This window comes from Mucilaginibacter terrae, assembly GCF_031951985.1.
In the GTDB taxonomy this organism is placed as follows: domain Bacteria; phylum Bacteroidota; class Bacteroidia; order Sphingobacteriales; family Sphingobacteriaceae; genus Mucilaginibacter; species Mucilaginibacter terrae_A.
The window spans coordinates 2,910,328-2,934,675 of the sequence record NZ_JAVLVU010000001.1; the positions used below are offsets into that span (position 1 = coordinate 2,910,328).

Sequence of the window (24,348 nt, forward strand, 5' to 3'; positions counted from 1 at the left end):
AACATGAAGATAAGAACACGGCTGTCATTGTATTTTATGCTCATCAGCTCGGGCACGTTGCTGCTGGTGTTGCTGGCCTTGTACTTTGCCGTGTTTGGATTTTTAAAAACAGATTTTAATAAGCGCCTGAGCGACAGGGTTAACGTGGCTGCCCAGCTCTACTTAAAGGCTGATGAAATAGGTGCCGATTCGCTCGTTCAAATTCAGCAGAAATACCTGGAAAAACTACCCGACGAGGTTATACGCGTGTACAATGATGGCAATAAGGCCACCTTCGAATCATCGAACGGGATTTACTGGCGCGATACCACCATTAACGAGGTGCGCCGTAAAGGAGAAATAGAATACGAAGAAGATAACCGGCAGGTAATTGGCCGTTATTTTCATGATAACCAGGGTAATTTCGTGATTTTGGCCTCGGCTGTAGACCGTAATTTTTCGCCCAGGGTAACCATGCTGGCCCGTATCACACTTATCCTGTTCCTTGGTTTTAGCGCTATATTGTTTTTTGCGGGACAATGGTTTGCCAGTAAATCTTTAGCGCCTATACAGCGTATTATAGGTGAGATAAAACACATCCGTTCAACCAACCTGCATATGCGTATAGCGCGTGTTAAAAATAATGATGAAATAGCCGAACTTATCAGCAATTTCAACAGCCTGCTCGAGCGGTTGGAGAATGCTTTTGAACTGCAGCGCAGCTTTGTGTCGAACGCCTCGCATGAACTCCGCACCCCGCTTACCAGTATTATGGGCGAAGCCGATGTGGCACTCGAAAAAGCTCGTACTCCCGAAGAATATAATCGTGTGCTGGAATCCATTTCGGCCGATGCGATGCGCCTGCAAACAACCATTACCAGTTTAATGGAGCTTGCCCAGGTAGACTTTAATTATACCCAAACCATACTGCAACCCGTGCGTATGGACGAATTGATGTGGGATTTAAATGAGTACTGGCTCGAAAAGAAGGGCACAGGCAAGCTCCACCTCACATTTACCGACTTCCCGGAGGATGAAAACGCTTTGGTAGTGATGGGCAGTAAATCATTACTCAGCATAGCCTTAAATAACATCATCGATAATGCCTTTAAATATTCGGAAGATAAACCCGTGAATCTTCATTTTGAGGTTGATGAATACAACGTACGCGTTATAATTACCGATAAAGGCCCGGGTATAAATGCCCCTGATATCGACAACATTTTTAAATCTTTTTACCGCGCCGAACGTACACGTACCCATGTACCGGGCAGCGGTATTGGTTTATACATAGCCGGAAAAATTATCCAGTTGTGTAACGGCACTATTAAGGTAGAGTCGGATGGGGTATCGGGCAGTTCTTTTATCCTCAATTTCCTCAAAACCAGCTAATATTAGTTTCGATATTTTTTCTAATGTCATTCTAATGCACGTTTAATGCACGTCTAATTCTGCCGCAATAGCTTTGAACTATCCAAAGTTCTAAGCACATGTTCAACGTACATAAGGGATTTAAATTCCTGCTCTTACCACTTCTAACCGCCTTTGGCAGCGGCGCTTTTGCCCAAACAGATAGTTTGCGCCTGAGCTTTAAAGATGCCGAAAAGATGTTCCTGCAAAACAACCTGAGCTTGCTGGCTCAAAAATATAATGTTGATGCCGCACAGGCATTAGTACAGCAAGCCCGTTTATGGGACAACCCGGTTTTATCAACCGACCAAAATATTACCGACCAAACCGGTCGCTTTTTTGACCACCGCAACGGCCAGGGACAAGTTTTTGTACAGTTAAGCCAGCTGATACAAACCGCGGGTAAACGCGGCAAACAAATAAAGGTAGCCGAAGACGGCACCAGAATACAACAAGCCGCCTTTGACGATCTGCTGCGCAACCTCCGTTATAACCTGCAATTAGATTTTGCGCAGGCTGCTAATCTCATAGCGCAGCGCCAGGTTTACGCCATTGAAATTAAATCGGCCACCAATTTGGTTAACGCATCCGATAAATCGTACCAGGCCGGCAATACATCGCTTAAAGATCTGGTGAGGTTAAAAGCCTTGTTATTCAATCTGCAAAATGAAATGATCGAAAACGAGCGTCAGCTAAACGATCTGCAGGCCGAATTAAAAACCCTGCTGGCAGTTAACCCTAACCAGTTCATTCTTCCGCAAATAAGTACGAGCAACACGGCAACTACTTTAAACCCGGCCACGCTGGCCGACCAAGCCAAAACATCGCGGCCTGATTACCTGGTAAACCAGTATACCCTCGACCAAAACAACAGCAACCTCAAATTGCAACAAGCGTTGGCTAAACCCGATATAACCATTGGTACCAGCTTTGACCAAAACAGCAGTTATACCCGAAATGTGGTTGGCTTGCAGATTAGCGCTCCGCTGCCGTTTTTTAACCGCAACCAGGGCAATATCAAATCGGCCAAGTTGGCTGCGCAAAGCCAAGATTACGTGGTGCAGAACAGTGCCATGCAGGTAAAAAATGAGGTTTACAGTGCCGTACAGCAATACAACCTGAGTCAGCAACTGCTTACCAAAACCGAGGTTGACTTTTACGACCGTTACGACCAGATTTTTGCCGCCATGCTCAAGAGCTTTCAGCAAAGACAAATAAGCCTGCCGGAATTTATAGACTTCTTCGACTCGTACAAAGAGACCAAGGTTAAAATATTAGAACAGCAATACAACTTGCAAAAAGCCATAGCCGATCTAAATTATGCAGTAGGCACAACGGTAATAGCAGCACAGTAATCAGAAAAAAATATCGGTGTAATCCACAAAAAAACAACACAATGAACCCAAGAATAATATACGTGGCTATAGCGGCAATAACCGTTTTGGCCTCATGCGAAGAAAAAAAGACCGGTACCATGGAAAACAAGCAGGTTTGCATCAGCGACTCGCTTTCCAAAATGATAACCATTGATACGGCCAAAGAAACAACCATGAAGAATGAGTTGAAACTGAGCGGCGAGGTTACGTTTAACGAGAACAACGTGGTAAAGGTATTCCCGTTTGCCAGCGGCCAGGTAATGAATGTAAAAGTATCGTTGGGTGACAAGGTAACCAAAGGACAAACCCTGGCTATAATACGCAGTGCCGATGTTGCCGGAAATTACACCGACCTAACTTCGGCCAAAGCCGACTTAGCTATTAATCAACGCACCTTGCAACAAGCCGAGTACCTGTACAAAAACGGCATTTCGAGCGAACGCGATTACACCGAGGCCAAAGAGAATTACAATAAAGCCGTAGCCGCCAACCGCAAAGTGCAGGAGCAAATTGCCATTAATGGTGGTGGTAATACCAATGCATCGGGCACATTAATAGTTAAAGCGCCTCGTAGCGGTTATATTGTAGAAAAGAATATTACCACCGGTAACTTCATCCGCCCTGATAACAGCAGCAGCATGTTTACCATATCAGACATGAAAGATGTTTGGATAAACGCCAATGTGTTTGAAACTGACATTTCCAAAATAAAAACCGGATACGCCGCCCAGGTTACCACACTGGCCTACCCCGATAAAACCTTTACCGGCAAAGTCGACAATGTAGGTTCGGTACTCGACCCCGACAGCAAAGTACTTAACGTACGCATCGATCTCCCTAACCCCGATATGCTATTGAAACCCGAAATGTTTACCAACGTGCTTATCAGTAATTCTGAATCTTCACAGGCAGTATCTATTTCGGCCGAGGCTGTGGTGTTTGACAGTGGAAAAAACTACGTGGTGGTTTACAATGGTAAGTGTAACCTGCAGGTACGCGAGGTGGGCATTATTAAAACGGTTGAAAACACTACTTATATTTCATCAGGATTAAAGCCTGGCGATAAGGTGATCTCCAAAAACCAGTTGCTGCTTTATAACGCATTAACCGAAGAATAAGCGCCATTTCCTTTCTCCTGATTTTTTGTAAAAACAGGGAGTTGTTTCAGCTCCCCTGCAATCAACATACACAATGAACAAGCTCATTAAAAATATAATATACTTCTCGCTGCGCCACCGGGCCATGGTGTTTTTCATGACCGGCGTATTGGCCATACTGGGCGTTTGGAGCTACCTTAATACCCCTATCGAGACTTTTCCTGATGTTACCAACACTCAGATCATCATTATAGCCCAATGGCCCGGCCACAGCGCCGAGGAAATGGAGAAGCTGGTAACCATACCCATGGAAACTGTGCTTAACTCGGTACAAAAGAAATCAAACCTGCGTACCACCTCATCATTCGGCTTATCATACGTGCGCATTATTTTTGATGATGATGTAGACGATTCATTTGCCCGCCAACAGGTAATGAGCCGTATTATGAATGCTGAACTGCCCGACGGTGTTAAACCCGAAATTGAGCCCCCATATGGCCCAACCGGCGAAATTTTCAGATACACACTAAAAAGCCGCACCAAATCGCTCCATGAGTTAACCGCCATTCAGGATTGGGTATTAGACCGCCAGTTTAAAGCCATCCCCGGCGTAGCCGATGTGAACAGCTTTGGCGGTGAAGAGAAAACTTACGAAGTGAGTGTAAATCCCCTTTTGTTACGTAAATATGGCCTTACCTCATTGGATGTTTACAACGCTGTAAACCGCAGTAATATTAACGTAGGCGGCGATGTAATTGAGAAAAACGACCAGGCTTTTGTAGTACGAGGCATTGGCTTGATCAACAATATTGATGAGATACAAAACATCATCATAAAAAACGTAAACAACGTACCTATACTGGTTAAAAATGTAGCCGATGTTATTGAAGGTGGCTTACCACGTTTAGGCCAGGTAGGCCGTGATAAAAAGGATGACGTAATTGAAGGCATTGTGGTAATGCGCAAAGGCGAAAACCCTGCCGATGTACTGCAACGCATCCGTGATAAGGTAACCGATTTGAACGATAATGTGCTGCCTAAAGATGTTAAAATATCAACCTTTTACGACCGTACCAACCTCATTGATTTTTGTACAGAAACCGTAATACACAACCTGCTTGAAGGTATTGTACTGGTAACCGTTATCGTGTTCCTCTTTATGGCCGATTGGCGTACAACCGTTACCGTGGCCATTATTATACCGCTGGCCTTGTTGTTTGCCTTTATATGCCTGCGCTTAAAAGGCATGACCGCCAACCTGCTTTCTATGGGAGCTGTTGACTTTGGTATCATCATAGATGGGGCTGTGGTAATGGTGGAGGGCATATTTGTAGCGCTCGACCATAAGGCCCACGAGGTTGGGATGGAGAAATTTAACAAGCTGGCAAAGCTGGGCCTTTTCAAAAACGTAGGTGCCGAAATGGGGAAAGCCATCTTCTTCTCCAAACTCATCATCCTTACTTGTTTGGTGCCCATCTTTGCCTTTCAAAAAGTTGAAGGCAAAATGTTCTCGCCGCTGGCTTATACATTAGGCTTTGCATTACTGGGAGCTTTATTATTTACCCTTACGCTGGTGCCTGCCTTATCCAGTATATTATTGCGCAAAAACGTAAAGGAAAAACACAACCCGGTAGTTATCTTTTTTGAAAACGGTGTTCGCCGCATGTTCAACTTTACCTTCCGTAACCAAAAGCTGAGCCTTATTGTATCGGTAGCGTTTATGGCCATAACCTTTGCATCGGCCAAATTATTAGGTACCGAATTTTTACCTCAGTTAAATGAGGGCGCACTTTGGGTTACCGCACAAATGCCTATGAGCACATCGCTCGAAGGCTCGGTAAAAATTACCAATAAAATGCGCGACATTTTGATGCAGTTTCCTGAGGTTAAGCAAACCTTATCACAGGTGGGCCGCACCAATGACGGTACCGACCCGAAAGGCTTTTTTAACGTGCAGATACAGGTTGACCTGTTGCCTAAAAAACAATGGAAACGCCACATTACCCAGGAAGAACTGATAGCCCAGATGGATAAAAAGCTGAGCCAGTTCCCCGGTATTATTTATAACTACTCGCAGCCTATTATTGATAACGTGGCCGAAGCAGTAGCCGGTGTACCAGCATCAATGGCCGTAAAAATATTCGGGCCCGATTTTGAGGTGCTCGACCATAAGGCCAATGATGTAATGGGTGTACTCAAACACATTAAAGGTGTTGAAGATTTGGGCGTACTGCGCAACTTAGGCCAGCCCGAGTTCAGGATTGAGCTTGACCAGCAAAAAATGGCCCGCTACGGTGTAGCCACTGCCGATGCCAATGCCGTTATTGAAATGGCCATAGGTGGTAAAGCGGCCTCAGAACTGTATGAGGGTGAGCGTAAATTCGATATCCGTATACGCTACCAAAAAGATTTCAGGAATACCCAAGAGAAGATTGAGAACCTGATGGTGCCTACCCTAAACGGCTCAAAAATATCTATCAAAGAAATATCTAAAATTAAACAAGTAACCGGTCCGGCCTTTATCTTCCGCGATAATAACAGCCGTTACATTGCCGTAAAATTCTCGGTACGTGGCCGCGATTTGGGCAGCACTATTGCCGAAGCTCAGCATAAGGTAGGTAATGCCGTTAAGCTTGGGCAAGGTTACAGCTTTACCTGGAACGGTGAATTTGAGAACCAGATCAGGGCATCAAAAACACTGTCGCAAGTGGTGCCAATATGTTTGGTGGTAATCTTCCTCATTCTGTTTACCATGTTTGGTAACGCTAAAGATGCCATTTTGGTTATCATGAACGTACCATTTGCCTTAATTGGTGGTATACTGGCACTGCACATTACCCGTACCAACTTCAGTATTTCGGCAGGTATTGGTTTTATAGCCTTGTTTGGCGTGTGTATACAAAACGGGGTTATCCTCATATCGGTATTCCGTAAAAACATCGAAGAGGGCCTGCATCTTAACGAAGCCATATTAACCGGTGTTATATCTCGCGTTCGCCCGGTGGTAATGACCGCTTTGATGGCCGCCATTGGCCTGATGCCGGCCGCCATATCAACCGGTATAGGCTCCGAAACGCAAAAACCTTTAGCTATTGTAGTAATTGGCGGGTTGGTTACTTCAACCATTTTAACCCTGTTAATACTGCCTATCATATACGCAATGGTGTACAAATTGATACACCGTCGTGAAAACCGCAAGCTGTTGAAAAAGCTTGGGGCCATAAGTTCTTAACCGTGTGGTAACGGTTGAGGTTGAGTGTGTTTGTTGAAAACGCAGTCCGGGCGAGCCGGACTGCGTTTTTTTATATCCATGCCACTCCTATTTTTACTTCCTTTACTGGCTATAAAAATCAATATAAACCCATCCCTAACCTACCAAGTGAAGGAAATCTATGCATCCTCACTTAAAAATCCAGCTTACTGGTTCTTGTTATACTTCTTACCATCGGCCCAGCCACCTAATCCTACCCCAACCAGGTACGCCAGTAAATCGGTCCATAAAAACCCTTGACCAAGTATGAGCCTCCAGGGTAGTGTTTGCCTCATAATGTTTATCCACGGGGCTTGGTATAATTGGCTAAACTCAATTGCAAAGCAAAACGTTATAGCAATAGCTGCCACGTTTTTAACAGGCGCTTTTATCAGCATAAACCGCATTATTAGGTAAATCATCAATGCCCAAAGCATATCGCCCACCCAGGCAGGTATAAACTCAACCCGCCGCGAAAGCAGGCCGAGTACAATTACCAATATAATAGCTAAGGCATAATGCCAACGGTTGCGAGTCATGTAGAGGTGAGTTAGTAAGCAATGTCTCCAAATTAATAATTCTGTCTCATTCCTCAATTCTAAAAATTCCGGTGCAATTCGCAATTCTGTTAATTCTTAAATTCTGCAAATTCTGATACAAAACAATTACTTTTGCGAACTTCAAACATTGGTATTATGCTCAGAACACACACTTGTGGCGAATTAAACATCAGTAATTTAGGCCAAACCGTAACACTTTGCGGCTGGGTTCAAAAATCGCGCGATTTAGGCGGAACCACGTTTATTGACGTGCGCGACCGCTATGGTTTAACACAATTGGTATTGAATGTAGACAGCGATGCCAACCTGCGTGAAGCCGGTAAAAGCCTTGGCCGCGAGTTTGTAATTAAAGTTACCGGCAAGGTGCTGGAGCGTACCAACAAAAACCCTAAAATACCAACCGGCGATATTGAAATTGCCGTTGAGGCTTTAGAAATATTGAACGAGGCTAAAATACCTCCGTTCCTGATTGAAGATGAAACCGATGGTGGCGAGGAGCTTCGCGCCAAATACCGTTACCTCGATTTGCGCCGTAACCCACTGCGTAATAACTTAATTATGCGCCATAAAATAGCGCAGGAAATTCGCCGTTACCTTGATGCCCAAAACTTTATTGAGGTGGAAACCCCGGTGTTGATTAAATCGACCCCTGAGGGTGCACGCGATTTTGTGGTGCCAAGTCGCATGAACCCTGGCGAATTTTACGCCCTGCCACAATCTCCGCAAACATTTAAGCAATTGCTTATGGTGAGCGGTTTCGACCGTTACTTCCAGATCGTGAAATGTTTCCGTGATGAGGACTTACGTGCCGACCGCCAGCCTGAGTTTACCCAGATCGATTGTGAGCTTTCGTTCATCGAGCAGGAAGATATTCTGAACATATTTGAGGGCATGGCCCGTCACCTGTTCAACACCGTTAAAGGTATCGAACTGGGCGATTTTCCACGCATGCAATATGCCGATGCCATGCGTTTGTATGGTTCGGATAAACCCGATGTGCGCTTCGGGATGCCGTTTGTTGAACTGAACGACATTGTAAAAGGTAAAAACTTTGGCGTTTTTGATAGCGCCGAGTTAATTGTTGGTATTAACGCCGAAGGCGCTGCCAGCTACACCCGCAAGCAAATTGACGAACTTACAGAGTGGTTAAAACGCCCGCAAATTGGCGCCACCGGCTTAATTTATATGCGCCATAACGATGATGGCACGCTAAAATCATCGGTTGATAAATTTTATAACGAAGAAGAACTGCAGAAATGGAGCGTGGCCTTTAACACCAAGCCGGGCGACCTTATACTCATATTAGCCGGCGGTACCGATAAGGTACGCAAGCAAATGAACGAATTGCGTTTAGAGATGGGCAGCCGTTTAGGCCTGCGCAGCAAAGACAAATTTGCACCGCTTTGGGTGGTTGATTTCCCGCTGCTGGAGTTTGACGAAGAAAGCGGCCGCTACCATGCCATGCACCACCCGTTCACCTCGCCTAAGCCCGAGGATATTGCCAAATTGGATGCCGATCCGGGAGCAGTACGTGCCAATGCTTATGATATGGTAATTAACGGTATCGAAGTGGGCGGCGGATCTATCCGTATTCACGACCGCGAGGTGCAATCGTTAATGTTCAAGCACCTGGGCTTTTCGCCCGAGGAAGCACAAAAGCAGTTCGGCTTTTTGTTGGATGCCTTTGAGTTTGGCGCGCCGCCACACGGTGGTATTGCCTTAGGTTTCGACAGGTTGTGCTCGATATTTGCCGGATTGGATTCTATCCGCGATGTTATCGCCTTCCCTAAAAACAACTCGGGCCGCGATGTAATGATCGATTCGCCATCGGTAATTGCCGATGCGCAAATGGTAGAGTTGAATATTAAAACAACAGTATAGCCTTTATTTATATACTTTTAAAAATGCTGCCCTTTGTAAAAACAGGGCAGCATTTTTTTTGAGACATACTATATTTAAAAGTTTACCTGCACCGTTTATTTATCGTAATTTTATACTTGAAGAATTACTCTTCATATTATAAACCGTATACCCTTTTAATGTTATGAAGAAGTTGATGCTGGTATGCAGCCTCATAGTGATGATGGCATCGGCCTGTGGTAAGAGTTCTGAAGACGATTATGCTGAGCAGCAAGCCGCTGCCGATGAAACACAAATACAAGCCTATATAAAAACCAACAATCTTTCGGCCCGGCGCGACGAGTCGGGGTTGTATTACGTGATATTAAAAACCGGTACGGGTGCATTTCCAACAGCATCAACATCAGTAACCTTTAACTATACCGGCCAGTTTACCGATAATACCACCTATTATGTAGGTAGTGTGACTACAGTAGTTGGCAGTGCCGAAATTAAGGGCTGGCAAATTGGCCTCACCAAAATAAACAAGGGCGGACAAATTATGCTAATCATCCCTTCGGGCATGGCATACGGGCAAAAAGGTAAGAATACTATACCTGCTAACAAAGTGTTGGTGCATACCATTGATATGCTGTAACGCGCGGTATTGTTTGACCTGATCTTTCTGGTAGGGCTTAATACATTTACCTAATTAAGCGTGAGGCTTTCATAAAATTAGTTCAAGCGCAGACGCTTGAACTGTCCCTTAATATTTGTGTGAACCTTAACTATCCTGATTTGAATGGGGCTCTAAACGGGTTTTAATACGATTGTACATGGGTTGTTCTTCGAGCGCCTTTTCGAGTTGAGCTATAGTGGTAAGCAGGTTATTGTCGGCCTCGCTCAGCCACCGTTCATTTTCGGCACGAACAGCCTCGAGTACTGGAGCTAAATCCTTTAAAAGCTTTTTACCATTGCCCGATAATGATACCAGGCGTTTACGGCCGTCGGTTTTGTCTTTATGTGCTGTAATGAGTTTGGCCTTGAGCATTTGGTCGGCAAACTGAACTATGGCGGGATGAGTAAGCTTTAATTCATCGGCAATATCAACAATAGAGAGTGTTTTACGCCTGCTTAACAGCTCGAGCACCAAAAACCATTTGGATTCGAAGTTGAGGTTAAGCTCCTTATAAATTTTATTTACATCGTGTGCCAGGCGTTCGCTCAAACGTTTCAAACGCGTAGCCACAGCCAGCTCAGCCAGTTCAGAAATGAGGTCCATGTCAGTATAATAGTTCCCCTAATATACACCTTTATCTAATCCTACCTAACGAGGTTAACTGTTTTTTAAACACCACCTTAGCACAGGCTCTGCGCTAAGCCCTGTGTAATACATCAAATAATACAGTATTACTATTGTTTAAGGAGGTTTGAAAAGAATGAAGAGTTAAAATCCGGTGAGAAATGGATAATATTTGATAAGTGTTTAAACTCATATTCTTCGTGCGTAGTGGTGAGTACCACGGCTTTCATGCCGGCATTCAACGCCGCTTCGGCACCCTTGGGTACGTCTTCAAATACCAGGCAGTTAATTGGGTCAACGTGTAGTTGCTGTGCTGCTTTCAAAAAAGTTTCGGGGTGAGGTTTGCTCAGCACAACATCATCGGCACTTACAATGGCTTTAAAGTAATGTCCTATGTTGAGGTTATCCAGCACAAAATCAATATTAAAAGGTATAGCCGCCGATGCCACCGCCATAGGGATGTTAAATTGATAAGCTTGTTCTAAAAACTCAGCCAAACCGGGCAATAAAGCTAATTGAGGAAGATAATCCTGCTGATAACGTTTTTCTTTAGCAAACGACAGCTCGGTCTTTTCATCCTCGGTGAACCGGTCGGGCCCGAAAACTCGCTCCAACACCTCGGGATTTTTGCCGTACATGTGGCTTTTAACCTCATCCCAGGTAAAATTACCGCCCAGCTCTTCGTTAAATATGCGTTGCCACGCCTGGGTGTGGTATTCCATATCATTGATCATGGTGCCGTTCATATCAAATATCAGGGCTTGCGGTTTTTGTATCATAGCCGCAAATAGGGCAAAATGTTTAAAAGAGGCAAGTTTTTTATGATAAATGGGGTTGATATGATATTGGGTATTATACGGCCGGGTTACATAGCCCACTTTTTCCTAACTTCGTCCCCTGTAGATCATGAACCTCAATAAAATTATCGCCTCGTGGGGAGGCATAGGTTACATTAAAGGCGGGGGCACCATTGCCGCTGTAGTAACGTGCGTGTTATTATATTTCGCTAATCAGTATACTTGGCTACAGCCTGTATGGGCATTGCCTGTTGCCACCATTGTTATAACCCTGCTGGGCATTTACGTGGGCAACCAGGTTGAGCCTGATTGGGGTAAAGACAGCTACCGCGTGGTAATTGATGAGGTATCGGGCCAAATGGTAACCTTGTTGTTTGTGCCCTTAACTAATCAAAATTTCATTATAGGCCTTATCCTGTTCCGCTTTTTTGATATGGTTAAGCCCCTGGGCATTCGTAAAATGGAAGACCTTAAGGGCGGTGCCGGTGTAATGATGGACGATGTACTGGCGGGTATTTATGCCAATGTTGTTTTGCAGGTAATTATATTCTCGATAAAGCAATTTAATTAGCCAAAAAACGGTACTCAATTTTATTGAGCAATACCTGTGGATTTATAGGTTTCAGTATAAAATCGTCGGGTGAGCAGTCGGCGTTTTCAAAAAGCCTGTTTAATGATTTTTTGTTACCCAAAACCGATATAACCGGTATTTTGCTGGTATTAGGGGCCGATTTTAATGCAGCACATATCATGGCACCATTAGCTCCGGGTGTTAAAGCGCCCAGCAATATCAAATTGGGGTTAAAAGCCGTAACTTCCTGAAAAACGTATTCGGCTTCTCGCAGGGTTTGCACCTCGTAGCCGTGTTGCTTTAGCAATGTATAAATTGACGATAACGTTTTTAAGTCGTCTTCTACAATTAAGATTTTTTTGTACATGGTTTAAGTTTAATTTGTATAGTTAAAGGCAAATGATATGCCACTGGCAATAAGTGCCCTCTCACATCATTTAACCAATATTTAATTTTTTAACTGTGATTAATTAACTCAAACGGGGGTGCGCATTCCCCACCACAAATAATTATGCCCCAATTGCGTAAACAAAAAATGCCGGTCACCCCTGACCGGCATTTACAACCTCAACTTTATATAACACCAGTCACTATTTTCTGTTGGAGGCGGGAAGGATATGATCCTTCCCCCTCAAAAAACACTACAATCACACTCAACCTCCTCCAGAAATCATCACAAATCCTCCCGTTGGGGGGAAGAAATCAATCACACTTATATTTTAATAAACAACTCTGATGCCGGTTTTCTAACCTTAGCCAGTTTGGCGTACGGATCATCATCGGCACGGTAGCCAATGGTTACTATCACAGTAGCTGTTACATTCTTCTCTTTCAAACCTAAAATCTCATCGAACTTTTCGGCCTCAAAACCCTCCATTGGGCAATTATCAACGCTTAATTCAGATGCAGCACCAATTAAAATACCCAGCGCCAGGTATGCCTGTTTTTGTGCCCAGGCTAAGTTTTGCTCGGGTGATAATGTTGAAATTTTACCCATCATCACTTTTTCAAAACCCTCCAGTGAGGAACGGTCAACCCCGCGCTCGTGAGCAAGTTGGTCTACATAACGTTTCACATATTCCTCATCAATATTAGTCTCGGCAGCAAAAACTACCAGGTGCGATGCATCAGTGATCTGGCTTTGACCATAGGCAGCTTCTTTAAGTCTTTCGCGAATGGCGGGATCTTCTACTACAACAATTTTATAGTGTTGCAATCCATATGATGAGGGCGACAGGTGCGTGCTCTCCAATATATGGTTCAGATCATCAGAACTGATCTTTTTCGCTTTATCAAATTTCTTGGTGGCGTATCTCCACGCGAGTGCTTGTTTAACAGACATAGTTGGATGTTTTAATAAGACAAAATTATATGTTTAAACACTTAATAGTGTAATCCTATTGTAACATCTGTTTTGGTAGTTTGTTTAAAATGAAGAGCTTATCTGCCCAATAAAGTTTGAAAGCACATCATGGTAAAGCAGTATAGTAATCATTATGCCACTTAACGCCCCAAAAAAGTGGGCATCGTGGTTAATAGAGTCTCTTGATTGTTTAGATGCATAAACACAGTATGCTAAGTACAATACGCCAAAAATTACAGCAGGAATACCAAACGGAATAGGAAATACACCAATACGGTTCATGGGGTAAAACAAAATATAACTGAACAGCACTGCACTAATAGCGCCCGATGCACCAAGACTGTGATAGTTATAGTGATCTTTATACTTACCCACCGTAGGTAAATCACTCAATATAAGGCTGGCAAAATAAAGCAATGCAAACTGCCAATGGCCAATTAGCCCCTCAAGTGTTGGCGCAAATATAAAATACGACCACATATTGAACAGCAGGTGCGCCCAATCGCGGTGAATAAAGCCACTTGTAATTAAGGTCCACACTCTATCGCCTTTGGCCACACTGTATGGGTGCAGCATAAACTCGCCGTAAATGCGCTCGTTTGAAAAAGCCCATAACGAGAGGGCTATAGTGATGATGAATATGATTGAAGCTACCGGTGCGGCTTGAAAAATTTGTTCCATTTATTGTAAATCGAGTTTGGTATTGGTAAGTAAACGTGCAACAGGGTAACGCAAGTATGTGTTTTCGTAAAAGGGTGAGTTTTTGTACACAAATTCTAACTGCGCCCCGGCACTTTTAGCCAGTTGCGGGTTGCGGGCTTTTTCATCGTCGAGCTTTTTTTGTAGTTCGGGATGGGTTTTAAGGTACTGGGCGGCAATATCTTCAAATACATAATCAGAGTAATGCTCCTTCTGGCTCAGCATCGAATCAAAAAAGTTCCAGGCAAAAAAAGAATCCACTCCCTGTGGCTCCAGCGTTTCTACAATGTAGCGGTTAATGGCCTGGTTGGTATAAACCACGTAATCGCCCGCATAAAATTTAACTTTGTTATTGCCGATGGTGTTAAGCTGCACCCCGCTATGCAGGTAATGGCCTTCGTAAGGGCGCGGGCCGGTTTTATAATCGCCAATGTAATAGGTTTGCACAATTAAAGTGGTATCGTGCTTTAAGCGGCGCATGGCTACCTTGTTGAGTTTAAACAGGTCGATAATTTTGCCCCAGGCCTGCGGAATTACATAGGCTATGGGCTTATCGGCCGTTAGGATGGCCTTGTAAGTATTGTAATATTTTATGTTTTTTGTCCAGGGCTTGCTGCGGTCGTAGTACAGGCGTGGCAGGCCGCTAATGTCGCTGTTTTTGTAACCGGCTTCGTAACCTTTAAACTCAATCATGTCAAACTTCTGGTCGTCTAAAGCCCAGGTTAAGGCAAACGTTTTTTGTTGTTTTACCTGCTCGTCGGCTTGGTGCTTCAGTTCGCCTATCTGCCTGGCATCACGCTGGCAAACGTCAATCAGGTGGCGCATAAACTCGTAGGTGGCATATACCTTTTTATCGTACGGCTTCAACATATGCGTTTCGGTAACATAGCTTATAATATTATGCTGAACCGTGTGCCCGGTTGAAAAGCGAGGTGTTTCTAAAAATGCCACAATGCCCGAATCGGGCGAGCGTTTCAGGCTTTCTACGTAGGGAACCATACCGTAACCACTTTTCTCCATGCGTTTATACAATTCGGGCGAAAGGGTTTTGGCGGTATACTCAGCCAATACCGGGTGTTGCTTGTCTTTTTGCGTCTCGATGAGCGTCATTACATACTGGTAGTCAGATCCATTGCTGGCATGGTTATCCAAAAAAACCTCGGGCTGCCAGGTGTTCAGTATCTGTAAAAAGGCCAGCGCATTGCGGCTATCAGCCTTAATAAAATCGCGGTTCAAATCAAGGTTACGGTAGTTACCCCTGAAACCATATGCCACAGGCCCGTTTTGGCTCACGCGCGATTGTCCGCGGTTTAAGCTGCCATCAATATTGTATAGGGCAATAAAACATACCACCACATCATTGGGCAGTTGTTTCTTTTTCAGCATATCGCGCACCAGCATCATACTGGCATCTATACCCTCCGGTTCGCCGGGGTGTATGCCGTTGTTAATGAGAATTACCCGCTTGTTTTGCTGCTTAATTTTAGCCGGATCAAAGTTGCCGTTTTTAGATAATACTACCAACGTTAACGGTTTGCCCGAATCGGTACTACCATAATTAAACAATTTTACCTGTTGCGGAAACTGCTTTACCAGCTTAGGGTAATAGCCCATTACCTCGGCATAAGTGGCGGTATAGTTTTTATCGGTGCTTAACTCAAAGGGCGTTAACTGGGCGTGGGCTTTGCTAAACAGCAAGGCCATGCCTAATAAGGGCAGCAATTTTTTCATTGGTGGTAAATTTAGTAGTTTTAATTAATGAGCGAATGAGTGATGGTATGAATGACTGAATTTAAAAACATTCGATGGACACAATTGCTATATTTGAGAACAGGCAAATCACTCATTCACTAATTCAGTCAATCACTCATTGCTTATGTCCCAGCTTCACATTTTAAACGGCGATGCCACTTTGCAAGGTTTTAATGATACCGGTATTGATGGCGATGTGTTGGTTTGGCGCGAAGTGTTTTCGGAAGGACCGCTATCGGCCACATTGGATTCTGTTTTTTGGCACGAGCGCGAAAAGTGGATAAGCCAGGCTTTTAATGATACCCCCGAAGGCTATGAGCACAAAGTATTGCACGAACTGGAAAAACTAAGCAAGCCCTACACCGATATTACCCTGTGGTTTGAATTTGATTTGCATTGCCAGGTAAACATGCTGGGCGTAATGCAATTACTGCAACAACACGTAGACTTGTCGGGACCGGAAATTTATTTGATTTGCCCCGATTGTTTCCCCGGCGTACCCAATTTTAGGGGAATGGGGCAATTAACCGGTAAGCAATTAGAGGTTTTGTATGATAACCGCCTGCACCTGGGTGAGTACGATTTTAAACTGGCTACCGAAGCCTGGCAGGCGTACATCACCTGCGATGCCACCAAATTAGACCGCTTTATTGACGATACTCCGTTTTGGGGAGGCCTTCACCAGCTTAAATTTGCCCTCGAAGCACAGGTGCGCAGGTTGCAACTTGACGAGCAGGGTCTTAATTACATTGAACAAAAACTACTGCTTATTTACCAAAGCGGCATAACCGACCGTAGCGCTATATGTGAAGCCTTTTGGCACGATGAAGCCATTTACGGTATGGGCGATAATGAGATAGATAACTACCTGCATCGCTTACAGCAAAAGGGATTGATTACACTATAAGAGCTTTTTTGATTTTTTCCTTTCCCTTCTTGAGAGTGGGTGGCCAGGAAGAGCATTGGCACGGGTGTGTCATTTACGATTGACAAGCCAAAGGGACACACTATACGTTTAATTTGCACTTTTGTCTTTAACAAACCTTGCATAATCAAAAGCCCCTGCATCCCTCAAAGATTGCCTTGTATCCACATCAATTCAACAATCCAAAATGCGCCGTAGGTGCCTACCTGTTTATAGAAAGACCAAGCAAGATTCTTTTGTCCCTGCGGGCAATGTCATTAAGTTAAGGATAGATAGTTTCTATTTATGCAAGATATGATATCAGTAAAGTGGTCTGTGAGGACACAGACCACGGCGAGTTAACCGACGCCTGTGTCCTCACAGGCGTCTTCTTTCTTAACTTAATGACATTGCCCAGCGGGACTAGCCTTTGTAAACATGCATAAATAAGGGTAGCTCCTAACGGAGCATGTTTAATACTAATAAGAACTTTCTATAAACAGGTAGCACCTAAGGTGCATAAATATTTTTGCGTGCACTGTATCTCTCCGAGGGGGAACCTGCTTACTTATATTACTACAACGCCGTTTTCCCGGCAATCAATGCTTCTGCTTTCTCCGCAGTAAGGCTCAAACCTTCGGCAACAATATGGGCTTTCTGGTAATAAGCGTTGCGCTCTTCCAGCTTTTCGGTTATAAAGCCCAGCAGTTCGTCGCCGTGCTTGTCGCGTAGGATAGGGCGGTCGTCTTTGTTGTTGCCTAAACGGCTTATAAGTGCTTTGGGCGATAAGTTGATGTACAGCGTAATGCCATTGGCGTTCATCCACTCCATGTTATCAAAAAAGCAGGGCAGCCCTCCGCCTGTTGATATAACGGCGTTTTCGGGATAGGCAGTGCTCTTTAATATTTCCGACTCGGCCACGCGGAAAGCGGTTTCGCCAAAGCTGGCAAAGTACTCGGCAATGGTCATGCCGGCCTGTTCTTCCAGCAGGTGGTCGAGGTCTAAAAACGGGTAATTTAAACGAGCTGCCAGTTTACGGCCTAAAGTTGTTTTGCCACTACCCATGTAGCCGATTAAGAAAATGCGTGTCATTTTTTTGATATGTTCTTTTTAATAAGGTAGGTCATGAGCAGTATAAAGCCTTCGGCACAAAGTGCGGGCATGCTAATGATGCCGATAATTATAGGATTACCCGGCCAGCCGCCCCAAATTACAATAGTGATGATGAAGGATATAATGAGCGACACCACTAAAATCACAACGCGGCGGGCCGTGGTAGTGATGGGTTTAAGCAGCATCCACTGCAACGCCCTGGCAACACACCAAACCGGGAAGCTCAGGTAGGCAATGAGCATAAAAAGCTCAGGTAAACTTATTTGATGATTAGCCACTATGAGTTAAACTTTACGCGAGGGTCGATCCACACATACAGCAAATCGACCAGAATATTAATAACCACAAATATAAACGCAATAAACAGGATAGAGCCAATAATTACCGGGAAATCCGACATTTCGAGCGCATCCACTGTAACCTTGCCCAAGCCGTTGTAGCCAAACACGTATTCCACAAAAAACGAACCGGCCAGTAAGGAGGCAAACCAGTTGGCAATAGCCGTAATAACCGGGTTTAAGGCATTGGGCAAAGCATGGCGGTAAATAATGGCATTTCGGCTCAATCCTTTAGCTTTAGCCGTGCGAATGTAATCCTGAGCCAGCACTTCCAGCATCGAACTGCGTGTAAGCTGAACGATGATAGCCAGCGGGCGCAGTCCTAAGGTTATAGCGGGTAAAACCACATTGCTCCAGGTTAGTACCTCGCCCTTAAATGGGTCGTAACTGTACAGGCTGCCGGTCATGTTTAACCCGGTATATTTACTCAGCACAAAGCCAAACAGCCAGGCAATAATTATCCCTGCAAAAAATGACGGCGCCGAAATACCCAATACCGAAAAGCCAACCGCCAGCCGGTCTATCCAGGTGTTTTGATGAACGGCGCTCCATACCCCAAGAAACACACCCAGCACAACGGCCATGAGCATAGCTAAAACAGCCAATATCAAGGTGTTAGGAATTACTTCTAACAGCACGGCTGCAACTTCTTTATGTGTTTGGTACGACCGGCGCAAGTAAGGCCATTTTAAAGCAACCACATGCGTGCCCGAAACCGGGAACAATTGTACATAGCCATAACGCTCCTGCTCTTCAACCGTGCGGGCGTGTATGCCAATGGGCGATAGATCGTTAATGTAATAAGCAAATTGGACGGGTAAGGGCTTATCCAAACCAAATTCCTTTCGCACGGCTTCTAACGATTGTACATCGGCGCGTTGGCCTTGCGTCATGCGGGCCGGATCTACCGGTAAAATATTGAACAGGAAAAATACCACTACCACAATACCCAGCATTACTGCTGCGCTGTAACCAATTTTGCGGATGAGGTAGCGGAGCATCGGTTTATGGTTTTTGCAGATATTTTTTCACCAGCCCATCATAATCGGGCATGGTATGGTGATGCCATTTATTCATTACAGTGCCGTTTTTAAGCAACATAATACCGGGGTTAGCCCTAACCATGGTTTTTAGCGGCACCCCATCAGCATGAAATATCTCGAAAGCCAAATGATGTTGCTTACTAAACGCTACAGCATCGGCAGGAGAGGCCGAGGTTAGCAGTACCGTGCGGATGTTATAGTTTTGGGTGAGGTTGATAGCCAAAGCATTTAGCCTGTCCAGCGCATCTGCATTGGTATGTTTTAAATCATAAGCTACTACAATAAGGTTATAAAACGGATTGCTCAGCAATTCCTGCGTGTAATCGTTGCCCTGGCTGTCTTGTATGCCTAAATCACGTATTTTTGGTTCGAAACCTTTTTTAACTAACCGGCGTTCAGGGTCACCCTCAATTTGCCAGCTGGCATCTTTCCATATGCCGCTTTTAAGGTATTCCTTGTCGCTGATGCTCTTGCTTTCGCCGGTCTTTTTGTTTTTTAGCGAGTAGGTGAGTTCAAACTCGTCGGGCACGGCTCCCGGCGGGGTTCTCATTTCGTTGGGGATGTTATTGCCAACTTTATACGGCAAAAAATCGATAACCGGTAAAAAGTTGTAGGTATACATACCCACGCCTAACGTAATTACCACTGCAGCAACCAACCATCGCATCTCGGCCGCATGGCTAACCAGCGGAGTGATCTTATCCCTGTTAAAAAACAATACCAGCACCAAAGCCAGCAGGGCCATGTCCTTACCAAATGACTCCCAGGGTGTAAGTGGAATAGCATCGCCAAAGCACCCGCAGGTTTGTACCACCTTAAAAAACGCCGAGTAAAATGTGAGGAACCCAAAGAAAATAATGAGCAACAGTAAGCCCCAAACAATGGCATTTACACGGGTACCTATCAAGAGGGCAAAGCCCAGAATCATCTCAAGCGAACATAAAATGATGGACATGCTCAGTGCCAGATCATTCAAAAAGGTAACTTGGAAAACTTCGAAATACTCTTCGAGCTTGTACGAGAATCCCAGCGGGTCGTTAGCCTTGATTAGGCCCGAAAAGATGAAAAGCAGGGCAACCAAAATGCGGCAAGCCCAAACCAAGGCCCCCCGGCCCCCTGAAGGGGGAGTAAAAGTTTTTTCTTTATAATCAGATATAGCAGATGTCATTATATATAAAGCGAAATGTCTTTAAGTAAATCAAAAGCTCCCCCTTCAGGGGGCTGGGGGGCTGAGTTTTATCAGCGCGAAAACCGCATAATTCAGCATATCCTGGTAATTGGCTTTTACCCCTTCTGATGCTACCGTTTGCCCCTGGTTGTCTTCTATTTGTTTTACGCGGAGAATTTTCATGAGTATCAGGTCGGTTAGGGAGCTGATGCGCATATCACGCCAGGCCTCACCATAGTCGTGATTTTTGGCAAACATGAGGTCGCGGGTTTCGGTGGCGTATTGGTCAAATAGGTCACTTACCTGCTCTACAGGGAGTTCGAATGGGGCATCGGCAGCTAAATCCAGCTGCATCATGGCTATGAGGCAATAATTTACAATGCCAATATACTCCCCTGTAATATCATCGCCCACTTTTGATACCTTTTTTTCTTCGAGTGTGCGGATGCGCTGGGCTTTGATGAAGATTTGATCGGTTATAGATGACGGACGAAGAATGCGCCAGGCTGTGCCGTAATCGCTTGTTTTTTTAACAAACAAAGACCGGCAACGGTTAATTACAGCTTCATATTCGGATGCGGTATTGCTCAAAACGGTAGAAATTAATTTTTGTAACGATATTTGCCCGCGGGTAATTAAAACCCGTAGTAAATGGCTAAAGATACAGTTTTTAATAAAAAGGCAACCATTAATGCACGTGGGCGACTTATTGATTTAAGCACCCCGCAGGTAATGGGCATCATTAACCTAACCCCCGATTCGTTTTTTGCCGATAGCCGTAAACCCGCGATAGACGATGCCGTACTACAAGCCGGCAAAATGCTGGCCGATGGCGCATCGATGCTTGATATGGGTGCTTATTCATCGCGGCCCGGCGCTGTGGATATTTCGGTACAGGAAGAGCTTGACCGGCTGCTACCCGCTGTTGAAGCGATTGTAAAAGCGCATCCCGAAGCTGTTTTATCCATAGATACTTTCCGCGCACAGGTTGCCGAAGAAGCGATAAAAGCCGGAGCGCACATCATTAACGATATTGGCGGTGGCGATTTGGATGCCGACATGTTTGCCACCGTTGCCCGCCTGCAGGTGCCTTACATTTTAATGCACATGAAAGGTACGCCGCAAAATATGGTTCAGCAGGCACAGTATCAGGATGTATTCAGCGAGGTGTTTGATCATTTGGTGGAACGTTACGAGCAATTAAGAGCTTTGGGCGTACACGATGTTATTCTCGACCCCGGCTTTGGCTTTGCTAAAACTGCTGAGCAAAGCTATGCGCTGATGAACCGTTTGCAAAATTTTGATATGCTTGAGCTACCCGTGCTGGTTGGTATATCGCGCAAGCGCATGATCTACGGGTTATTGGGTGTTACTGCTGCTGACGCATTGAATGGCACTACGGTTTTAAATACGATTGCTTTAACTAAAGGGGCAGATATTTTGCGAGTGCATGATGTGAAGGAAGCGGTTGAGGCGGTGAAGATTTGGGGAATGGTGAGGTGAACCCCATCCAAACCCTTATGTTTTAGCAGGGTCTCTCGGAGAGGACCCTGCGCCGCGTTATTAGCATTTATTTAAACAGCATTGCAGGGTCCTCTCCGAGAGACCGTGCATGGACATAAATGACAACCTGGGCGTGGTGAGGTTTCTTTAAGGGTTACCTACATCAAATCCGTATTCAGCATAGCTTTCAAAATATTGGCTTGCGCATCAAAATTGCTCATGTTTTGCAGGAAGTTGATGTCGGATATCTTTTTGTAATGATCGCCCAGCAGGCGGCGAACTTCGTCGGGTAGATAGGTTTTGGTAACGGCCACGGAGCTTTGCAGCTGGTCGTTGCGGTTTTTGAGTTCCTGTACCATGGTGTCGGGCTTATCAAGGGCTATGGTATTGTTAATGGCCTCTATTTCGGCGGAATCGCATAGCAGAAACAAGTTGCGCGATGGGTAAAAGATATAGTAAATGTCAGGCTCCACTATACGAAAAACCTCAATAATTAAACTGCCGCTTTTCAGTCCGCTGTAAAACTCACTCTTAAAATCGTACTTGCACAACAAGCCCATGAGCTTGCGCTGAATAATGGCGTGGGCATTGGTGTAAACCTCGTTCGGTTCGTATTCGGTAAGTTTGGCCAGCACATCGGCCTCAACCGTTGGGTAAAAGCCCGAGGCAAACTTTGCGCTGAATGAGTTGATGTTTCTGGCAAAGGGGTACTCGGTGCTATCATTACTTAGTACTTCGTACAGCTTGCGCAGCGAGTTATTGACCCTGAGGGATTGCCGCTGCTTTTCCAACCGGTAGTCGTTTTCCGAATAGCTCGAAGCCTCCAGCCGGGTAATCATATCAGTGTTTACCTGTATCTCATCAAAAAGCAAGATCACGTTGCGCTCGTTGCTCTTTTTTATTTTGCGGAGCAGCTCCACAACCGTATCGGTAAATTGTAAATGAAAAAGCTCGAGTTTGTTAACATCGAGCTCTGTATTGTTTTCAAAAAGCTGATGGATAACCTGGCTACGAACGTATACCTTCATCACGATCTCGTCGGCAAAAAACGCGGCAAGCAGGTGCAGCTTGCTCAGTGCCCGGGTCGATTCGTTTAGTATCTGTCGTCTGTTCTCATCCATCAGCGCTTATTAGCCTGCGTTGGTAACGCCTTTTTTCAGTTCAGTTTCGAGAGTGGCCAATTCCGTGTTCAAAAGTTTACGGTTTTGAGTCCCCTGGTCGTGTATTTGTTTAACCTCGTTCAGCGTTTCAATTAACGATTGCGTGGTACGTTTCAGCGTGTCTAAAGATACTACGGTCTTTTCATTCTCGCGGGCCACATCGATACTGTTTTGCTTCAACAACTCGGCATTCTTTTGCAAAATGGTATTGGTTGTGTCCGATATCTTTTTCTGCATCTCCACGTTTTCCTTCTGGCGATTCAGGGCTACCGCTATGGTAAGCTGGTTTTTCCAAACCGGGATGGTAGTTGATACGATCGACTGTGCCTTTTCGGCAATGGACGTGTTGTTGCTTTGCACCACGCGTATTTGCGCCAATGATTGCAGCATGATAAAGCGCACCACTTTCATATCGGCCAAGCGTTTATCCAAACGGTTAACGTAATCGCGAAGGTCGGCAATTTCGTAATCCTGGTAGGCAGATGGGTTACCATCCATTACGGCAAGCTTTTCGGTTAGTTCCTGGTGCTTAATTTGTCCGGCAATAATGAGTTCCTCCATTTGCTTAATGTAGGTAACATTGCTGTCAAACATGGTTTGCAGCGAGGCATTGTCCTTAATGGAGTTTACCCTGCCGGCTTTGATCTTGTTGGTAATTTTATCGATGTTATTAACAACCGTATCATACTTCTGGAAAAGTTTTTTGGCATCGAACACCATTTTTTTCAAGAACGGTATGCCCGATATGAAGCGGGTAAGTGCGCTTTGATTCAGCTCGTCAACATCAATATAGTTCAGCTCGGTTAACAGATCATTGATGAGCAAACCTACCTCGCCCGAGTTGTAAGTACGCACCGAGGTTAAGAACTGGTTACTGTACTTTTCCATCGAGTTTTGTACCTCAACCCCATAATTGAGGATGGAGTTAACATCGGCCGGGTTAAGGTCCTTGTTCACGCTCTCGTATTTCTTAACATCGTCGGGCGTAACCTGGGTAAGGTTTACGTTGCCTTCTTTGTCTATTTTATTGCTAACCAAGCCCGTTTCAGGAACGGGTGGCAGGTTGTTTTCCATTTCCATCTTGTTTATTTATTGGATGAAGTTTAGAATAGGTTGTTACAAA

Annotated in this window: 23 protein-coding genes; 9 read left to right on the forward strand and 14 right to left on the reverse strand. The window is 44.8% G+C overall.

Annotated features, from left to right (window positions below; genetic code table 11):
* Positions 1 to 3 precede the first annotated feature (3 nt).
* From QE417_RS12345 to QE417_RS12360, 4 genes are all read left to right on the forward strand, one after another.
* Positions 4 to 1,371 carry a sensor histidine kinase gene (locus tag QE417_RS12345; RefSeq protein WP_311950368.1) on the forward strand — a complete coding sequence of 456 codons (1,368 nt, stop codon included), beginning with the start codon at positions 4 to 6 and terminating at the stop codon, positions 1,369 to 1,371.
* Positions 1,372 to 1,469: 98 nt separating this feature from the next.
* Positions 1,470 to 2,744 (forward strand): TolC family protein, encoded by a 1,275-nt coding sequence (locus tag QE417_RS12350; protein ID WP_311950370.1) that lies wholly within the window; start codon positions 1,470 to 1,472, stop codon positions 2,742 to 2,744.
* A gap of 41 nt (positions 2,745 to 2,785) precedes the next feature.
* The gene (locus QE417_RS12355) at positions 2,786 to 3,883 is read left to right on the forward strand and encodes an efflux RND transporter periplasmic adaptor subunit (protein WP_311950371.1); all 1,098 of its coding nucleotides are present in this window, start codon (positions 2,786 to 2,788) and stop codon (positions 3,881 to 3,883) included.
* Between the two features lie 73 nt (positions 3,884 to 3,956).
* Positions 3,957 to 7,094, forward strand: coding sequence for an efflux RND transporter permease subunit (locus tag QE417_RS12360; RefSeq protein ID WP_311950372.1), 3,138 nt, complete (start codon positions 3,957 to 3,959; stop codon positions 7,092 to 7,094).
* 185 nt (positions 7,095 to 7,279) lie between these two features.
* Here the strand turns inward: QE417_RS12360 and QE417_RS12365 are convergent, their stop codons facing one another.
* Positions 7,280 to 7,651 carry a ribosomal maturation YjgA family protein gene (locus tag QE417_RS12365; RefSeq protein ID WP_311950373.1) on the reverse strand — a complete coding sequence of 124 codons (372 nt, stop codon included), beginning with the start codon at positions 7,649 to 7,651 and terminating at the stop codon, positions 7,280 to 7,282.
* Positions 7,652 to 7,807: 156 nt separating this feature from the next.
* Between QE417_RS12365 and aspS the strand changes: the two genes are divergently transcribed.
* Both aspS and QE417_RS12375 read left to right on the forward strand, forming a co-directional pair.
* A complete protein-coding gene (gene aspS, locus QE417_RS12370; protein WP_311950376.1) occupies positions 7,808 to 9,553 on the forward strand; it encodes an aspartate--tRNA ligase in 1,746 nt (581 codons plus the stop codon).
* A gap of 163 nt (positions 9,554 to 9,716) precedes the next feature.
* Entirely contained in the window at positions 9,717 to 10,169 is a 453-nt protein-coding gene (locus QE417_RS12375) for an FKBP-type peptidyl-prolyl cis-trans isomerase (RefSeq protein WP_311950377.1), read from the forward strand.
* 126 nt (positions 10,170 to 10,295) lie between these two features.
* On the opposite strand, the gene QE417_RS12380 is transcribed toward QE417_RS12375, so the two are convergent.
* Positions 10,296 to 10,793, reverse strand: a complete 498-nt coding sequence (locus tag QE417_RS12380) for a MarR family winged helix-turn-helix transcriptional regulator (RefSeq protein ID WP_311950379.1) — start codon at positions 10,791 to 10,793, stop codon at positions 10,296 to 10,298.
* A 131-nt stretch (positions 10,794 to 10,924) separates the two neighbouring features.
* Complete coding sequence (locus QE417_RS12385) at positions 10,925 to 11,593, reverse strand: HAD family hydrolase (RefSeq protein ID WP_311950380.1); 669 nt, start codon at positions 11,591 to 11,593, stop codon at positions 10,925 to 10,927.
* Between the two features lie 127 nt (positions 11,594 to 11,720).
* On the opposite strand from QE417_RS12385, the gene QE417_RS12390 reads away from it, so the two are divergent.
* Entirely contained in the window at positions 11,721 to 12,182 is a 462-nt protein-coding gene (locus tag QE417_RS12390; RefSeq protein ID WP_311950383.1) for a phosphatidylglycerophosphatase A family protein, read from the forward strand.
* Here QE417_RS12390 and QE417_RS12395 read toward each other — a convergent pair.
* The 4 genes from QE417_RS12395 to QE417_RS12410 all read right to left on the reverse strand — a co-directional run bounded on the left by QE417_RS12395 (position 12,175) and on the right by QE417_RS12410 (position 15,975).
* Entirely contained in the window at positions 12,175 to 12,549 is a 375-nt protein-coding gene (locus tag QE417_RS12395; RefSeq protein WP_311950384.1) for a response regulator, read from the reverse strand. The two genes, QE417_RS12390 and QE417_RS12395, sit on opposite strands and share 8 nt — an antisense overlap.
* A gap of 345 nt (positions 12,550 to 12,894) precedes the next feature.
* On the reverse strand, positions 12,895 to 13,524 hold the full coding sequence (locus tag QE417_RS12400) for an NAD(P)H-dependent oxidoreductase (protein ID WP_311950385.1): 630 nt from the start codon (positions 13,522 to 13,524) through the stop codon (positions 12,895 to 12,897).
* An 84-nt stretch (positions 13,525 to 13,608) separates the two neighbouring features.
* Positions 13,609 to 14,226 (reverse strand): rhomboid family intramembrane serine protease, encoded by a 618-nt coding sequence (locus tag QE417_RS12405; RefSeq protein ID WP_311950387.1) that lies wholly within the window; start codon positions 14,224 to 14,226, stop codon positions 13,609 to 13,611.
* The gene (locus QE417_RS12410) at positions 14,227 to 15,975 is read right to left on the reverse strand and encodes a M14 family zinc carboxypeptidase (RefSeq protein WP_311950389.1); all 1,749 of its coding nucleotides are present in this window, start codon (positions 15,973 to 15,975) and stop codon (positions 14,227 to 14,229) included. It abuts the gene before it with no gap.
* Between the two features lie 145 nt (positions 15,976 to 16,120).
* Here QE417_RS12410 and QE417_RS12415 point away from each other — a divergent pair, with 145 nt between their 5' ends.
* The gene (locus tag QE417_RS12415; RefSeq protein WP_311950390.1) at positions 16,121 to 16,903 is read left to right on the forward strand and encodes a DUF1835 domain-containing protein; all 783 of its coding nucleotides are present in this window, start codon (positions 16,121 to 16,123) and stop codon (positions 16,901 to 16,903) included.
* 573 nt (positions 16,904 to 17,476) lie between these two features.
* On the opposite strand, the gene QE417_RS12420 is transcribed toward QE417_RS12415, so the two are convergent.
* From QE417_RS12420 to QE417_RS12440, 5 genes are read right to left on the reverse strand one after another with little or no spacing between them, the layout of a single operon-like run.
* A complete protein-coding gene (locus QE417_RS12420; RefSeq protein ID WP_311950392.1) occupies positions 17,477 to 17,992 on the reverse strand; it encodes a shikimate kinase in 516 nt (171 codons plus the stop codon).
* Positions 17,989 to 18,291, reverse strand: coding sequence for a hypothetical protein (locus tag QE417_RS12425; RefSeq protein WP_311950394.1), 303 nt, complete (start codon positions 18,289 to 18,291; stop codon positions 17,989 to 17,991). The genes QE417_RS12420 and QE417_RS12425 overlap by 4 nt, the downstream gene beginning before the upstream one ends.
* Positions 18,291 to 19,352, reverse strand: a complete 1,062-nt coding sequence (locus tag QE417_RS12430) for an ABC transporter permease (RefSeq protein ID WP_311950395.1) — start codon at positions 19,350 to 19,352, stop codon at positions 18,291 to 18,293. Before QE417_RS12430 ends, QE417_RS12425 begins: the two co-directional genes overlap by 1 nt.
* A gap of 4 nt (positions 19,353 to 19,356) precedes the next feature.
* The gene (locus QE417_RS12435; protein WP_311950397.1) at positions 19,357 to 20,562 is read right to left on the reverse strand and encodes a BT_3928 family protein; all 1,206 of its coding nucleotides are present in this window, start codon (positions 20,560 to 20,562) and stop codon (positions 19,357 to 19,359) included.
* A gap of 45 nt (positions 20,563 to 20,607) precedes the next feature.
* Complete coding sequence (locus tag QE417_RS12440; protein ID WP_311950398.1) at positions 20,608 to 21,153, reverse strand: DUF1599 domain-containing protein; 546 nt, start codon at positions 21,151 to 21,153, stop codon at positions 20,608 to 20,610.
* A gap of 60 nt (positions 21,154 to 21,213) precedes the next feature.
* Between QE417_RS12440 and folP the strand changes: the two genes are divergently transcribed.
* Positions 21,214 to 22,065, forward strand: coding sequence for a dihydropteroate synthase (gene folP / locus QE417_RS12445; RefSeq protein ID WP_311950399.1), 852 nt, complete (start codon positions 21,214 to 21,216; stop codon positions 22,063 to 22,065).
* 158 nt (positions 22,066 to 22,223) lie between these two features.
* On the opposite strand, the gene QE417_RS12450 is transcribed toward folP, so the two are convergent.
* Positions 22,224 to 23,186, reverse strand: a complete 963-nt coding sequence (locus QE417_RS12450; protein WP_311950400.1) for a hypothetical protein — start codon at positions 23,184 to 23,186, stop codon at positions 22,224 to 22,226.
* Positions 23,187 to 23,195: 9 nt separating this feature from the next.
* Positions 23,196 to 24,305 (reverse strand): toxic anion resistance protein, encoded by a 1,110-nt coding sequence (locus tag QE417_RS12455; RefSeq protein WP_311950402.1) that lies wholly within the window; start codon positions 24,303 to 24,305, stop codon positions 23,196 to 23,198.
* Between the last annotated feature and the right edge of the window lie 43 nt (positions 24,306 to 24,348).